Consider the following 14476-nt stretch of genomic DNA (forward strand, 5'->3'; position numbering starts at 1 on the left):
GTTGTAAAGCGCCGGTTACCAAAATCTACACAGTTACGCGCCGCGCGGTCAGCGCCGGCCCGATTTATTCTGGCTCGTCTTCCCGCCAATCGGACAACCGCCCCCTGAGACGAAGGGCCGCCTGGCTATGAATCTGGCTGACCCGGCTCTCGCTGACACCCAGCACCGCGCCAATCTCCTTGAGGTTCAGCTCTTCCTGGTAGTAGAGGCTCAACACCAGTTTTTCTCGCTCAGGAAGCTCTTCAATTGCCTCTGCCAGGCTTTTCTGGAATGCATTTGATGCAATGCCATCCAGGGGATTATCGCTGGCCTCTGTTTCTTCTATCGGCAGCTCCCCGGATTCATTGAGCTCATCAAGGCTAAAAAGTCGGCCACTGTTGGCGTCTGCCAGGGAGGCATGATATTCCGACAGGTCAATGCCCAGCTCTTCGGCAACATCAACATCCTGGGCCTCGCGCCCGGTGCGGTCTTCAACTGTCTTGATGGCTGCCGCGATACGGCGGGCATTGCGGTGAACGGAGCGGGGAACCCAGTCGCCCTTGCGGATTTCATCCACCATGGCACCGCGGATACGAATACCTGCGTAGGTTTCAAAGGTGGCACCCTTGCCGGTGGAATAGCGTTGCGCAGCTTCCAGCAGGCCGATCATACCCGCCTGCATAAGATCTTCAAGCTGAACCGAGGCCGGCAAACGGGCCATCAAGTGTAGGGCGATTTTCTTGACCAGCGGCGCATGCTCCTCAATCAGCTGAGAGGGGCCTTTTGCGCCAGCCTGATGGTAGATTCCCAGGTTCTTCGCCAATGTCATGTATCCGGTTTTCTTATAGGACTGGATTCAGATCAGACTTCGACGAGCCGCTCCACGAAAAACTCCAGATGCCCTCTTGGCGATGATGGCAGCGGCCAGCTGTCCACTTTCTCTGCCAGGGCACGGATCGCCAGCGAGGCCTTGGCCCGTGGATAGGCATCCAGAACGGCCCGCTGCCGCTGAACGGCTTTTTTGACGGCTTCGTCGTAAGGCACGATACCTACATATTGTAGTGCTACATCAAGGAAACGCTCGGTGACACGGGTCAGTTTTTCATACAGATGCCGGCCTTCCTGCTCATTTCGCACCTGATTCGCCAGAATACGGAAACGGTTGGTGCCGTAGTCGCGATTCATCAGTTTGATCAGGGCATAGGCATCGGTAATGGAGGTAGGCTCATCGCACACCACCAGCAGCAATTCCTGGGAGGCCCGCAGGAAACTGACGACCGACTCGGAAATACCGGCTGCTGTGTCAACAATCAGCACATCAATCTGGTCACCCAGCTCGCTGAAGGCGTTGATCAGCCCTGCATGTTCCATCGGGCTCAACTGGGTCATACGCTGGGTGCCGGACGATGCGGGGACAATCTTGATACCACCCGGGCCGTTGACCAGAACGTCCTTGAGGTCGCACTCGCCACTGAGCACATCCTGCAGATTGCGATTGGCGGTAATGCCCAACAGCACGTCGATATTGGCAAGGCCAAGGTCTGCATCCAGCAACACCACCCGCCGGCCTTTCTGGGCCAGCGCGATACCGAGGTTGACGGACACATTACTCTTGCCGACACCGCCCTTGCCGCCGGTAACCGCAATCACCTGAACCGGATGTGGTCTGCTCATACTGTTATCAGTCTCTTACTGCGTTCTTGTGTGGGCACAAACGGCAGCGCACCGGCTGTACCACCGGGCCTCAGGCCCCTTCTGCAACGGCCTGGCCGTGCTGCATTGTTTTCAGGCGTTCTACGCCCAACCGCACCAGAGGAATGGCCTCTGCCCGGTGCAGGTCTTCGGGAATCTTCTGGCCATCGGTATACCATGCCACTGGCAGGCCGGTTTCCATGACAAAGCCCAAAGACTCACCCAGTGTCAGCGCTTCGTCAATTTTGGTCATCACGCAGCCTGCAAGGTTTGCCATCTTATAGCAATGCCACACGGATTTCATGATGCGCGGCTGGCTGGTGGCAGACACGACCAGATGGGTACGGATATTGTGATCGCTCCGGGCCAACTCCGCCAGCTGTTCCTGATAACCGCGATCCGAGCTGGTCAGCCCGGCAGTATCAATCAGAACCAGGTGCCGGTCTGACAATTCGTCCAGAATGTCATCCAGGGAATGACTCTCGTCCACAACCCGGACCGGAACATTGAGGATACGGCCAAACACAAACAGCTGTTCATGGGCTGCCACCCGGTAGCGATCGGTGGTGACCAAAGCCAGGGAATCCGGCCCGTGCTCCAGTACATATTGGGCTGCCAGCTTGCCAATGGTGGTGGTCTTCCCAGACCCGGTTGGCCCCACCAGCGCATAGACGCCGCCGGCCTCAAGCCAGTGTTCCCGAGCGGTACGTACGCCGGTGGCCAGCATCTTCAGGGATTGCTTCCAACCGTCTTCCAACCTGCCGGCGCGATGCTGACGGGACAGAGAGGTTGCCAGCTCCGCGCCCAGGCCAAATTCCTGCAGCCGCTCGGCAAGCCTCTGCTGAACCGCATTGGATGCCGCGACGGCAGGCTTCTCGGGTACCGAGGTACGGCCGCTGACCATCTCTCTCAGGGAGTTGATTTCCGCTCTCATGCTCGCCAACTCATCCGAGTAGCCCGCCTCTGGTCGGCCACCCGCATTGCCCACCGAGGTCGATCCACCAGCCAACTCACCTGACCAGTCGGCAGCCGGCCGATCATCAGCCAGTGCACGATCATATTCCGCGCCGACACCCGCCCGCTTCTCCCGCACTTCGCGAATGCGATTGCGTGATCGGTTCAACTCTTCTTCCAGCCGACGATGCTGGTCTGCCTGCAGCTCCGCCAGGCGGGAGCCGTTGGTGGCCTGTGCCGCTCTCTCGCCAAGGCGCTGGCGTGCCATATTTTCGTCATAGTCCAGGGCCGTCACAATTTCGACGCCTCCGTCCACCCGGCGATTGGACAAAATAACGGCATCCGGTCCCATCTCATGACTGACCTGTTTCAGGGCTTCGGCCATGGTCTTTGCAAAAAACCGTTGTACTTTCATAGCGTTTCATCCTCCACCGGCGTGCCCGAATCGGGTGCTCGCCTTGCCCTGCCGGCCTTACTGACCAACAGAGGCGACTATCGTGATCTGTTTGTTATCCGGAATTTCCTGGTACGAGAGCACATGCAAACGCTCTACCCCATAACTGGCAAACTTTGCCAGCACTGGCCGCAAGGGCCCGGAAACCAGAAGAATCGCCGGCTTGCCCAGCATTTCCTGGCGCTGAACACTGTCCTGAAGGGACCGCTGCAGCTTTTCCACCATATTGGGCTCAAGCACCAGGCCAATATCGTCCTGTCCGCCGGATTGTTGACTCTGCTGAACTGACTTAAGCAACAACTGTTCCAGGTCTGGATCCAGAGTGATCACCGGTATCTCGGTGTCATTGCCACAGATGCTCTGAACGATCATTCGGCGCAGCGCCTGGCGAGCCAGGGTGGTCAACAGTTTCGGGTCCTGGCTTCTGGGATGGACGTTAACGATGGCTTCGGCAATGGAGCGCATATCCCTGACCGGCACTTCTTCCCGGAGCAGATTCTGAAGCACCCGCAACAGGACGCTCACGGAAATCGTCGTAGGCACCAGCTCCTCAGCCAGTTTCGGGGCCATTTTCTCCAACTGGTCCAGCCACTTCTGGGCCTCTTCATGGCCGATAAGTTCATGGGCGTGCTTTTGCAGAATCTGGTTAAGGTGGGTAGCCACCACCGTGCTGGCATCCACCACGGTGTAGCCCAGAGTCTGGGCCTGGTCTTTCTTGTCAGGCTCAATCCAGATGGCATCCAGGCCGAAGGCCGGGTCTTTGCCGGCAATGCCTTCCACCTTGCCGAACACCTGACCCGGATCAATGGCCAGCTCACGTTCCGGGTGAATCTCCGCCTCGGCAATGGTCACACCCATCAGGGTAATGCGATAGACGTTCGGCATCAGGTCCAGATTGTCCCGAATGTGCACTGACGGCATCAGGAAACCCAGATCCTGAGACAGTTTTTTGCGAACCCCCTTGATGCGACTGAGCAGCTGCCCGCCCTGGGATTTATCGACCAGAGGAATCAGCCGGTAGCCCACTTCCAGACCAACGATGTCAACGGTCGCCACATCATCCCAGCCCAGCTCCCGGGTTTCACCGGGCGCCGGCAGCGCCTGTCCTTCTGCGCCGGACCGATCCTGAACCACCTCGCCACCGGCACGGGGCGCTCCACCAGCCATGCCGCCACGACCGGCGTAAACGCCCTCTTCTTCCACAGTCTGGCTTTGCTTTTTCCAGATCAGCCAGGCCGCACCGGCGGCAAGGCTGCCCAATCCCAGGAAGGCAACATGGGGCATGCCCGGAATCAGACCCAGGATAATCAGGATGACTGCGGCAATACCGATGGCCTTGGGCGCGTTGAACATCTGATGAATGATCTGCCCGCCCATGTCCTGGCTGGCCGTTACCCGCGTTACCATGATGGCAGCGGAAGTAGACAGCAACAGTGATGGAATCTGGGCAACCAGGCCGTCACCAATGGTCAGCAGCGCGTACCGCTGCATCGCCAGGCCAAAGTCCAGGCCATGCTGGAGCATGCCGATCGAGATACCACCAATGATATTGATCGCAAGAATCAGCAACCCCGCAATGGCATCGCCCTTTACAAACTTGGACGCACCATCCATGGACCCATAGAAATCCGCTTCCTGGGCAATCTCCGAACGGCGGCTTTTGGCCTCGTCCTGGTTGATCAGGCCCGCGTTCAAATCCGCATCAATGGCCATCTGTTTGCCGGGCATGGCGTCCAGGGTAAAACGGGCACTGACTTCCGACACCCGGCCGGCACCCTTGGTGACTACCAGGAAGTTGATGATCATCAGGATGGCAAACACCACCAGACCAACCGCATAGTTCCCGCCAATCAGAACCTCACCGAACGATTCGATCACCTTACCGGCAGCATCACCACCTTCGTGACCGTTGAGCAGGACAATCCGGGTAGAGGCCACGTTCAAGCCCAGGCGCAGGAGCGTGGCAACCAGCAGCACCGTTGGGAATGAGGCGAACTCCATCGGTCGAAGCGCGTACACGCACACCAGCAGAATGACGATGGACAAGGTGATGTTGAAGGTAAAGAACACGTCCAGCAGGAAGGCCGGCATGGGCAGGATCATCATGCCCAGCAAACCCATCAGCATCAATGGAATACCGATGCTGCCCCGCGTCAGGGTTTTGACGTTACTCAGAACTAACGCTCTGTCCATGCTGGATACTTCTCCGCTCTGCCGTGCTTTCCGGAACTGTCAGGGTCGAAAAACTGACGCGGCGCGCCAATCTGGGAGAGTGATCGCAAGAACCGTACCAGACCTTACAATTTTTGATATTTCCCGCTTTGCCAGCGCCTGACGCGGGCGCCCAGATACGGTATCCTTGCGCCATTTATTGCATCCGAAATCAAGCCCGAACATTCGAACACACAGGTGACCCCAATGCCGATCCACGAAGTGAAGCACCCCCTGATCCGCCACAAACTCGGCCTGATGCGCCGCGCCGACATCAGCACCAAGAATTTTCGTGAACTGGCACAGGAAGTTGGCGCACTTCTGACCTACGAGGCGACCAAAGACTTCAACCTGCAGGAAAAAACCATTGATGGCTGGGCCGGGCCGGTGACCGTGGAACAGATTCACGGCAAGAAAGTCACCATCGTGCCGATTCTGCGCGCTGGCCTGGGCATGCTCGACGGCGTGCTGAGCCTGATCCCGGTGGCACGAGTGAGCGTAGTGGGCCAGATCCGCAACGAAGACACCCTGGAAGCGGAAACCTATCTGGAAAAACTGGTGGGCGAGCTGGACCAGCGCATGGCTCTGATTATCGACCCGATGCTGGCCACCGGTGGCTCCATGATCTCAACCATCGACCTGCTCAAGAAAGCCGGCAGCACCGAAATTCGGGCCCTGGTGCTGGTGGCCGCGCCGGAAGGCGTCGAGAAAGTGCTGGAAAAACACCCAGACGTTTCCATCTACACCGCCTCGGTTGATGAGCGCCTGAACGAGAAAGGCTACATCCTGCCTGGCCTGGGTGATGCCGGTGACAAAATCTTCGGCACCAAGCAGAAGGACGTCTGAGCATGCAGGAACACACCCATGAACCCGTGTGGAAGCAGGCATTAGCCGGCTCCCAGATGCTCCTGGTCGCCTTCGGCGCCCTGGTATTAATGCCCCTGATCACCGGGCTGGACCCCAACGTGGCGCTGTTTACCGCCGGCGTCGGCACCCTGATTTTCCACGTGGTCACCGGCGGCCAGATCCCCATTTTCCTGGCCTCATCCTTTGCCTTCATCGCGCCGATCATTGCCGCCAAGGGCCGCTTCGGGCTGGAGGAAACTCTTGGTGGCCTGATGGCGGCCGGCATCCTGTACATCTTCCTGGCCGGCGCCGTGCGGGCAAGGGGCACGGGCTTTGTCACCCGCCTGCTGCCGCCTGTGGTCATCGCCCCGGTGATTATGACCATCGGCCTTGGGCTGGCATCTGTGGCCGTGCACATGGCCTCTGGACGCACCGGCGACGGCGCCGCCGAACTGGTGCCCTATAATACCGCCATCACCATCGCCATGATCTCCCTGGCCGTTACCATCGTGATGTCGGTCTGGGCCAAGGGCATCTTCCGGCTGATCCCGATCATGTTTGGCGTTATCGTCGGCTACATCCTGTCCTGGTTTGCCGGCATTGTAGACACCACGCCAATTCAGGAAGCTCCGTGGTTCGCCGTTCCCAACTTCGTCGCACCCGCCTTCAGCTGGGGCGCCATCCTGTTCATGATCCCGGTCGCCATCGCCCCGGCCATTGAACACATCGGTGACGTACTGGCCATCGGCAACGTCACCCGCAAAAACTACCTGCAAAAACCCGGTTTGCACCGCACCCTGCTGGGCGACGGCCTGGCCACCAGCGCCGCCTCCATGCTCGGCGGACCACCCAACACCACCTACTCAGAAGTCACCGGCGCCGTGATGCTGACCCGCAACTTCAACCCGAAAGTGATGTGGTGGGCCGCCGGTACCGCCATCGTCCTGGCCTTTGTCGGCAAGTTCGGTGCAGCCCTGCAGACCATCCCGGTTCCGGTTATGGGCGGCATCCTGTGCCTGCTGTTCGGCTCCATCGCCGTGGTCGGCCTGAACACCCTGATCCGCCACCAGGTAGACCTGTCCCAGTCCCGTAACCTGGTGATCGTAGGCGTAACCCTGGTGTTCGGTATCGGCAACATGGTGATTGGAACGCTGGAAGGCATAGCACTGTGTGCGGTTGTCGCGATCGCACTGAACCTGATTCTGCCTGGCGAGAAAGAAGCCTGGGGTAAGCGAATTCAGGAGCCCAAGGCTTAGTAAATGAAACCGGTCAGGTCGACACGAGCTCGGCCTGACCTCTCTCCCCTAACAGCAGCCGGATTTCCATCCCGGCGCTGTCCGATACAATTCACGACCCCTCTGATTCCTATAGTGGCCAATTCGGTCGCGAGCCGTAGGCATGGCCTCCCAAAAATCTCGAAGGCCATGGATGGCCGGAGCGGAGCGCTCATGGATGAGCTCGTAGCGTTTTTTGGGAGGCCATGCCGACGGATCGCCGCACCAAACCATCAGGCTACAATCAGAGCCAAACTCCAAAATCTAAATATCGCGCCGCATCTCCGGCGGAATCGGAAAATCAGGCATACCCGGTTTGGCCCCGCGCCCCTTGCGGAACTGCCGGAGCTGGAACACATAGGCCAGCACCTGCGCAATGGCCATATACAAACCATCGGGAATCTCCTGCCCCACATCGGTGTTGTGATACACCGCCCGGGTCAGCGGCGGCGTGCGCAGAATCTCCACCTTGTGCTCACGGGCAATCTCCATAATCTTGAAGGCAATCTCATCCGCCCCCTTGGCCACCACCACCGGCGCGCCCATCGAATCCTGGTTGTACTTTAACGCCACCGCATAATGGGTCGGGTTGGTAATCACCACATCCGCTGTCGGCACATCCTGCATCATACGGCGCTGGGCCATCTCACGCTGCAACTGGCGAATCTTGCCCTTTACCTCTGGCTTACCCTCGGTGTCCTTGTACTCGTCCTTCACCTCCTGCTTGGTCATGCGCAGTTTCTTCTGGTGGTCGTAGATCTGAAACGGCACATCAATCATGGCAATGATGATGGTGGCAGAAGAGAGCAGGAAAAAGCTCCAGGCAACAGTCCACATCACATGTTCCATTGCAGGTATGACAGGCTCTTCAGCAATAGCAAGCAAGTCTTCTGTGCGGAGGTCCAGAATGAGAATAGCTACGACAAGTACTAACCCAACCTTAGCGATCGCTTTGACCAGCTCGATCAGGGATCGCATGGAAAACATCCGGCCCAAGCCCTTTATAGGGTCTATCCGATTGAGTTTGGGCGCAATGGCTTTGCTGCTGAACAGCAATCCGCCGATTCCTACAGATCCCGCAATAGCAGCAACAAGAAGCAGAACCATGATCGGGAGCAACGCAACCACAGCCGCTTTGGTAGAGAGTATGAGCTGCACGCTCATATACCGAGTATCGAAAACGGCAGCACGCTCGATAATAAAGGCGTCCCGCATCAGCTCCTCAAGCATGGTGGCTATGCTGACACCAAACATCAGGAGACCGCCTGCACCGGCCAGCAAGACTGCCATCGTCGCCAGCTCTTTTGAGCGCGCAGTTTCGCCGTCATCTCGGGCCTTTTCGAGCCGTCGGGGCGTAGGCTCCTCGGTTTTCTCCTGGCTATTATCGTTCTCTTCAGCCATCGCTACGGTTGTCCTTGCAGCAGTCGCATGAAATCGAAGGTTTCACGAGCGTATTGGTCAAAATGCGGCAGGAAATTGGCGTGCAACACCCAGATAGCGAACAACCCAAAAATCAGGCCAATGGGGAAACCTAGTGCAAAAATGTTCATCTGCGGGGCTGCTCGTGTCATCACGCCAAACGAAATGTTGACGATAAATACTGCCGTTACCGCTGGCAGCGCCAACAGCATCGCAGATGCAAACATCCATGTAATCCTGTGAGCCAGTTCCCAGACCCCCGCCTGGCCGAGTCCCTCCATACCAATAGGCAGAACATAGAAGCTCTCGATAAACACCTCGAACGCCACCAGGTGTCCGTTCATGGCGAGAAACAACAGGGTGATGGTGATGGTGTAGATTTGCGCAAGCACTGGAACGCTCACCCCATTGGAAGGGTCCATCATGGAGGCAAAGCCAAGCCCCATCTGCATGGCGATCATCTGGCCGGCAATCACGAAAAGCTGCCACAGAGCGGTCAGCGCAAACCCCAGCCCGACGCCGATCAGGATTTGCTGCAGGGTGATCACCACGGCATCCGCACTGAACGCCTCAACCTGGGGAACTTCGGGAATCAATGGAGCAATAAGCACGGTCATCAGCAGGGCCAGCCCAAGCCGCACCCGTGCGGGCACCAGCTGGGTACCGAAAATGGGAATGACCATTAAAAAGCTGGCCAGCCGGAACAACGGCCACAGGTGTTGACCCACCCATTGACTGATCAGGTCTGCACTGAGTTCTGCCGGTACCATCCGTCAGCCGATCAGAAATGGAATGCTTGAAATGAGGCCGTTTGCATGGTCCAACAACAATGTCAGCATCCAGGGACCCCAAACGATAATGACTATCAGTGTAATCAGAAGGCGCGGCAAAAAGCTCAGAGTCTGCTCGTTGATCTGGGTTGCCGCCTGAAAGGTACTCACGACCAAACCAATCACCAGGCCCGGCCCGATAATGACAGCCGACAACAGAACAATCATCCAGAGCGCTTCGCGCAAAATGTCGATCACGGTCTCAGGGGTCATGGCTGGCCTCCTATATCCCGTAACTGGCGGCAAGGGTGCCCATGATCAGCGCCCAGCCATCCACCAGAACAAAGAGCATGATTTTAAATGGCAAGGAGATGATGATGGGCGACAGCATCATCATACCCATGGCCATCAGAACACTGGCCACCACCATATCGATGATTAGAAAGGGTATGAACAGAATAAACCCGATCTGAAACGCCGTCTTGAGTTCACTGGTCACAAATGCCGGCATCAGCACCCAGAAGGAAACGTCTTCGGGGGTTTCATACTGCACATCGGCGATGCGCATGAACAACGCGAGATCTGACTCCCGCGTCTGCTCCAGCATGAACCGGCGGAACGGCTGACTGGCCAGCTCCACGGCTTCCAGGGAGGTGACCTCCTCCTGCATATAGGGCTGCAACCCCACCCGGTTGGCCTCTTCCAGCACTGGCTTCATAATAAAAATACTCAGGAACAGTGCCAAACCCAGCAGAATCTGGTTGGATGGCGTTGCCTGCAACCCCAGGGCCTGCCGGAGAATGGCGAAGACCACGATGATGCGGGTGAACGATGTCATCATCATCAACATCGCGGGCAGGAAGGTCAGTGCTGTCATCAACGCCAGGATTTGCAGGGTGACCGAGTATTCCTCGGTTCCGTTTTCTCCAGGCTGCACCGTAAAGGCCGGAATGCCTGGCAGGTCGGCAAAAGCCACAGGCGCCAGCAACAACCCAGGGAACAGCACAAGCAATAGCAGACAGCGTTTGAGCAGGGCCACGGTCATAGCGTCAGTCTTTCCTTTCCGGTGCCGACCAGGACTTGCCGATCATGCCCTGTAACCGGCGGGCAAACTCACCGGTGGGAGGGTTGGCGGAATCCACAACCGGGTGGTCGAACACCTGCAGGGTTCGAATGGTGGAAGGGGTAATACCCAGCAATATCTGTTGGCCACCCACCTCCACCAGGGCAATCCGCTCCCGGGCCCCAATGGCCAGCACAGAGACCACCTTGATCGCGTTGTTATTCATGCCGGTCATGCCGTTCATACGCCGGATCAGCCAGGCACAGCCGTAGATCACCGCGACAACCGCCAGCAACCCAAGGCCCAGGCTGACAATGGTCCCCAGAGTCTCCGGCGCGTTTCGGCCAGCGTCCCGAGTCGGTGCACTGGCCTCCTCGGCGAATGCTGGAACAGCAAAAATAAGGGGCACCAGGCCGTTCAGAAGTCGCACCATGTTACTTCTGCAACCGTTTGATGCGCTCACCCGGGCTGATCACATCGGTCAGGCGGATACCGAACTTTTCATTCACCATCACAACCTCACCGTGGGCAATCAAGGTGCCATTCACCAGCACATCCAGCGGCTCACCCGCCAGTCTGTCCAGCTCAATCACAGAGCCCTGGTTAAGCTGCAGCAGGTTACGGATTGGAATCTGGGTGTTGCCCACTTCCATGGAGATGGTCACTGGAATATCGAGGATAACGTCGATATCCGGAGCTTCCCCGCTACCACCCATACCTGCGTCGTCAGGGAATTCTTCCATCGGGGCGGCACGGACATCCTGCCCGGGCTCATCGGCTCCCTCGGCTTCGGCCATCGCTGCTGCCCATTCGTCCTCACGGCCATCCGCATCGCTCTCTTCAGAACCGCCGGTTTCCTCCATGGCAGCTTCCCACTCAGCAGCCAGCTTTTCGTCCTCGCTGAGCTCCTTATCGTCTTTCTTGTCGTCCTCAGCCATTGCGTCCCACCTTCAGTTGTTTCTTTACTTTGGGCAATGTCGCCCGCTCATGAATTCTCAGCGCCAGCTTTCCGTCTCGGGTTCCCAGCGTGGCCTTGTAGATCGGAATTCCGTTGGCGGTAACCGTCAAATGCTCGGGCACTTCTACAGGGATCACATCCCCGGCCTTCATCCTGGCAATATCCCTAAGTGATATCCTGCGCCGGCAAACCGTTGTATTGATCGGAACATTCACTTCCTTGATGTCTTCCTGCAGGGCGTTGACCCACCGCTCATCAACATCGTCGATATCGCTCTGCACCCCGGCATCCAGCACATCCCGAATGGGCTCAATCATGGAATAGGGCAAAGCAAAGTGCAGCTCACCACCACCGCCATCCAGTTCGATATGGAAGGTACTGACCACCACCACTTCACTCGGGCTGACAATATTGGCCATCGCCGGATTCACTTCCGAGCTCAGGTATTCGAATTCCACCTGCAGGACCGCATGCCAGGCTTCTTTCATGTCGTGGAAAACCTGGTTCAGAACCATCTGGACAATGCGGGTTTCGGTGGGCGTGAATTCACGGCCCTCAATCTTGGCGTGCCTGCCCTCCCCGCCGAAGAAGTTATCCACCAGCTTGAACACCAGCTTGGCGTCCAGAACGAACAGCGAGGTGCCACGCAGTGGGCGCACCTTGCACAGGTTGAGACTGGTGGGCACATACAGGGTGTGAATATATTCACCGAACTTCATGATCTGCACGCCACCGGTGGAGACGTCAGCATTCCGGCGTAAAAGGTTGAACAGGCTGATACGGGTGTAGCGGGCAAACCGCTCGTTGATCATCTCAAGGGTGGGCATACGGCCACGGACGATACGGTCCTGACTGGCCAGGTCGTAGGTCTTTACGCCGGTTTCATCAGTCTCTTCATAGGTATCTATGTCACCGTCATCCACACCGTGGAGAAGCGCATCAATTTCGTCCTGTGACAATAAATCCTGCATACCTGACCCTGCCCTGAGATTCGTTTACCCGATCGGGTACCTATTGCACTACAAAATTTCTGAATAGCACCCGCTTGATCGACGGCTCGCCTTCTTCCTCGAGCACCTGATTCACGGTAGCCAGCAGCTGCTCAGCAAGGGTTGACCGCCCTTCCGGCGTTTGCAGCTCATTGAATTCACTGTTTCCAAGCACCATCACCAACTGGCTGCGAATCAACGGCATGTGCGTTTCCGCCGCGGCCAGGGCGGCTGGGTCCGGCGCCTCAAGTGACAGATGAACCTGGGCATAACGCTGGCGCCCCTGGGCCTGAACTGTCGTCACCAGCGGGCGCTCCAGGTCAATATAGCTGCTGGCGACAAAGGCCGGCTCTGCCGGAGAGGCCTGCTGCTCTCCCTCTCCGCCACCTGGAAGCCCCCCGCCAAGGAACCAGAGCGTTCCTGCGACCGAAAGCGCAACCGCCAGAACAATGATCACCACCAGCATGATGATGAGCTTCAGTTTACCTTTCTTGGCGGGTGCCGGTGCAGCAGTGTTCTCAGCCATAATGTCCGCTTTGTCAGATTTTTGTCAGTCAGGCAATCTGCACCTGACTTTCCATGATTAATGCAAGGGGCGGGCCAGAACTCCCATCCCCCCGGTTCAGAACCGCAGTTTAGCGTTGCCGGAGGGGATGGGCAAAGAGGATTGGAGAGTTAACGCAAAGCGGTCAGAAAACGAACAAAATCAGGCAAACACATCCACCTCACCCTTCCAGGCCAGGTCGAGGCCAGCCATCTCTTGCAGGGACTCATCCGTATCTCCGGTCAACGGCCCGCCACTTGCGCCAGCCGACGCATGCTCTCCGGAACCATCTCCCTGCTCACCACCCTGCCTGCCCGGCTGGTCGGAAACATCAAACTGACTCAGAGACAAACCCTGCTCCCCCAGCATATCCCGCAGCCTGTGGGAGTTGAGTTCCAGCTGCTCCCGTACAACCGGGTTGGCGGCATGCACGGTGATGTTGGCCTGGTCATTCTGCACCCGAACCTTTACCTCCATCGGTCCCATATCCGGCGGCGTCAGGTGAATTTCTGCCACAGACATGTTTCGGGCGGTCAGCCAGCTGAGCTTGCCCATCACCTTGTCGCCCCATTCCGCCTGCCCCACGGGCACTTCTACCGATGTGGCATATCCCTTCAGGGGCACAGCAGCCTCTGCCGCCAGCCGTGCGGGCTGGGCCGCCTGTTGTGAAGCAACCTCGAGGGCTGCCTGGAATCTGGGGGCCGACAACAGGTTGGCGGGATCAACCGGTCTTGTACTTTCACCGGCCACGCCGGCCGACAACAGGTCAGTTAATTGCGTACTCAGATTCATGGTGGCGGTAGCCGGGCCTTGTTGTCCGTTCTGGCCACTGATGGCGCCTTGCATGCCAGCCATCGGCATCAGGGCGGGGTTCATCAGGGGATCGGCATCCGTAGCCGGCAAGGCATTGCCTGCTGGCGTTAGCAAGGACTGCAGACTGGCGAAGGTCATGGTCACTGCATCAATCTGGGCAGGATCGTCCTGTTCGGCCGCCGTGCGCTGTGAACCAGGCTCTTTACCCGCTGTAACCGGGGCGCCCGGCTTATCGGCACTTTCCGAGGCAGTGGACTCTTTGGGCGCATTGACGTCTTTCTTGTCGGCACGCCGGGCTTCGCGCTTGTCCTGAACCGCTCGGCTCTGGTCCTGACGGTCTGCCTGCTTTTGGTCCAGGCGCTTCCTTTCTGCGCGGGAGACCTCGTCAAACCGAGATTCAGAGCCGGAATCCCGATTGCCCGCCGGTTTGTTAGTCGCTGTGTCCTTCTGTGCCCCTGGAAATGGCGCTTGGGGAAGAATCATCTGCTGCATGGCAACCTCTTGCCGCTT

Annotated in this window: 15 protein-coding genes; 2 read left to right on the top strand and 13 right to left on the bottom strand. The window is 58.0% G+C overall.

Annotated elements, in window-relative coordinates; all coding sequences use genetic code 11:
- Positions 1–64 precede the first annotated feature (64 nt).
- The 4 genes from ACZ5Q2_RS16165 to flhA all read right to left on the bottom strand — a co-directional run bounded on the left by ACZ5Q2_RS16165 (position 65) and on the right by flhA (position 5272).
- Complete coding sequence (locus ACZ5Q2_RS16165; protein ID WP_061331817.1) at positions 65–808, bottom strand: RNA polymerase sigma factor FliA; 744 nt, start codon at positions 806–808, stop codon at positions 65–67.
- 32 nt (positions 809–840) lie between these two features.
- Positions 841–1653: a MinD/ParA family protein gene (locus ACZ5Q2_RS16170; protein ID WP_058090155.1), complete on the bottom strand. Its 813-nt coding sequence runs from the start codon at positions 1651–1653 to the stop codon at positions 841–843.
- 70 nt (positions 1654–1723) lie between these two features.
- The gene (flhF, locus tag ACZ5Q2_RS16175) at positions 1724–3040 is read right to left on the bottom strand and encodes a flagellar biosynthesis protein FlhF (protein ID WP_432210683.1); all 1317 of its coding nucleotides are present in this window, start codon (positions 3038–3040) and stop codon (positions 1724–1726) included.
- Between the two features lie 57 nt (positions 3041–3097).
- Positions 3098–5272: a flagellar biosynthesis protein FlhA gene (gene flhA / locus ACZ5Q2_RS16180; protein WP_058090157.1), complete on the bottom strand. Its 2175-nt coding sequence runs from the start codon at positions 5270–5272 to the stop codon at positions 3098–3100.
- 225 nt (positions 5273–5497) lie between these two features.
- On the opposite strand from flhA, the gene upp reads away from it, so the two are divergent.
- Both upp and ACZ5Q2_RS16190 read left to right on the top strand, forming a co-directional pair.
- Positions 5498–6136, top strand: a complete 639-nt coding sequence (gene upp, locus ACZ5Q2_RS16185) for a uracil phosphoribosyltransferase (protein ID WP_106695409.1) — start codon at positions 5498–5500, stop codon at positions 6134–6136.
- A gap of 2 nt (positions 6137–6138) precedes the next feature.
- A complete protein-coding gene (locus ACZ5Q2_RS16190; protein WP_432210682.1) occupies positions 6139–7392 on the top strand; it encodes a uracil-xanthine permease family protein in 1254 nt (417 codons plus the stop codon).
- A 282-nt stretch (positions 7393–7674) separates the two neighbouring features.
- Here the strand turns inward: ACZ5Q2_RS16190 and flhB are convergent, their stop codons facing one another.
- From flhB to ACZ5Q2_RS16235, 9 genes are all read right to left on the bottom strand, one after another.
- Entirely contained in the window at positions 7675–8811 is a 1137-nt protein-coding gene (flhB, locus tag ACZ5Q2_RS16195) for a flagellar biosynthesis protein FlhB (RefSeq protein ID WP_061331813.1), read from the bottom strand.
- 2 nt (positions 8812–8813) lie between these two features.
- Positions 8814–9599 (bottom strand): flagellar biosynthetic protein FliR, encoded by a 786-nt coding sequence (gene fliR / locus ACZ5Q2_RS16200; protein ID WP_061331812.1) that lies wholly within the window; start codon positions 9597–9599, stop codon positions 8814–8816.
- 3 nt (positions 9600–9602) lie between these two features.
- Complete coding sequence (fliQ, locus tag ACZ5Q2_RS16205) at positions 9603–9872, bottom strand: flagellar biosynthesis protein FliQ (RefSeq protein ID WP_061331811.1); 270 nt, start codon at positions 9870–9872, stop codon at positions 9603–9605.
- 10 nt (positions 9873–9882) lie between these two features.
- Complete coding sequence (gene fliP / locus ACZ5Q2_RS16210) at positions 9883–10644, bottom strand: flagellar type III secretion system pore protein FliP (RefSeq protein ID WP_061331810.1); 762 nt, start codon at positions 10642–10644, stop codon at positions 9883–9885.
- A gap of 4 nt (positions 10645–10648) precedes the next feature.
- Complete coding sequence (fliO, locus tag ACZ5Q2_RS16215; RefSeq protein ID WP_061331809.1) at positions 10649–11095, bottom strand: flagellar biosynthetic protein FliO; 447 nt, start codon at positions 11093–11095, stop codon at positions 10649–10651.
- 1 nt (position 11096) lies between these two features.
- Complete coding sequence (gene fliN / locus ACZ5Q2_RS16220; protein ID WP_058090165.1) at positions 11097–11600, bottom strand: flagellar motor switch protein FliN; 504 nt, start codon at positions 11598–11600, stop codon at positions 11097–11099.
- Positions 11593–12591 carry a flagellar motor switch protein FliM gene (gene fliM, locus ACZ5Q2_RS16225; RefSeq protein WP_058090166.1) on the bottom strand — a complete coding sequence of 333 codons (999 nt, stop codon included), beginning with the start codon at positions 12589–12591 and terminating at the stop codon, positions 11593–11595. The genes fliN and fliM overlap by 8 nt, the downstream gene beginning before the upstream one ends.
- A 40-nt stretch (positions 12592–12631) precedes the next feature.
- Positions 12632–13135 (bottom strand): flagellar basal body-associated FliL family protein, encoded by a 504-nt coding sequence (locus ACZ5Q2_RS16230; RefSeq protein ID WP_061331808.1) that lies wholly within the window; start codon positions 13133–13135, stop codon positions 12632–12634.
- Positions 13136–13315: 180 nt separating this feature from the next.
- Positions 13316–14458 (bottom strand): flagellar hook-length control protein FliK, encoded by a 1143-nt coding sequence (locus ACZ5Q2_RS16235; RefSeq protein ID WP_061331807.1) that lies wholly within the window; start codon positions 14456–14458, stop codon positions 13316–13318.
- Positions 14459–14476 lie beyond the last annotated feature (18 nt).

The organism is Marinobacter alkaliphilus (genome assembly GCF_055394375.1).

Excerpts from the sequence above, each read along its gene's own strand:
- ACZ5Q2_RS16190 (WP_432210682.1), top strand. The coding sequence starts at position 6,139 with ATGCAGGAACACACCCATGAACCCGTGTGGAAGCAGGCATTAGCCGGC.
- ACZ5Q2_RS16235 (WP_061331807.1), bottom strand. The coding sequence starts at position 14,458 with ATGCAGCAGATGATTCTTCCCCAAGCGCCATTTCCAGGGGCACAGAAG.
- fliO (WP_061331809.1), bottom strand. The coding sequence starts at position 11,095 with ATGGTGCGACTTCTGAACGGCCTGGTGCCCCTTATTTTTGCTGTTCCA.
- fliM (WP_058090166.1), bottom strand. The coding sequence starts at position 12,591 with ATGCAGGATTTATTGTCACAGGACGAAATTGATGCGCTTCTCCACGGT.
- flhB (WP_061331813.1), bottom strand. The coding sequence starts at position 8,811 with ATGGCTGAAGAGAACGATAATAGCCAGGAGAAAACCGAGGAGCCTACG.
- flhA (WP_058090157.1), bottom strand. The coding sequence starts at position 5,272 with ATGGACAGAGCGTTAGTTCTGAGTAACGTCAAAACCCTGACGCGGGGC.
- ACZ5Q2_RS16170 (WP_058090155.1), bottom strand. The coding sequence starts at position 1,653 with ATGAGCAGACCACATCCGGTTCAGGTGATTGCGGTTACCGGCGGCAAG.
- fliQ (WP_061331811.1), bottom strand. The coding sequence starts at position 9,872 with ATGACCCCTGAGACCGTGATCGACATTTTGCGCGAAGCGCTCTGGATG.
- ACZ5Q2_RS16230 (WP_061331808.1), bottom strand. The coding sequence starts at position 13,135 with ATGGCTGAGAACACTGCTGCACCGGCACCCGCCAAGAAAGGTAAACTG.
- flhF (WP_432210683.1), bottom strand. The coding sequence starts at position 3,040 with ATGAAAGTACAACGGTTTTTTGCAAAGACCATGGCCGAAGCCCTGAAA.
- fliN (WP_058090165.1), bottom strand. The coding sequence starts at position 11,600 with ATGGCTGAGGACGACAAGAAAGACGATAAGGAGCTCAGCGAGGACGAA.
- fliP (WP_061331810.1), bottom strand. The coding sequence starts at position 10,644 with ATGACCGTGGCCCTGCTCAAACGCTGTCTGCTATTGCTTGTGCTGTTC.
- ACZ5Q2_RS16165 (WP_061331817.1), bottom strand. The coding sequence starts at position 808 with ATGACATTGGCGAAGAACCTGGGAATCTACCATCAGGCTGGCGCAAAA.
- upp (WP_106695409.1), top strand. The coding sequence starts at position 5,498 with ATGCCGATCCACGAAGTGAAGCACCCCCTGATCCGCCACAAACTCGGC.
- fliR (WP_061331812.1), bottom strand. The coding sequence starts at position 9,599 with ATGGTACCGGCAGAACTCAGTGCAGACCTGATCAGTCAATGGGTGGGT.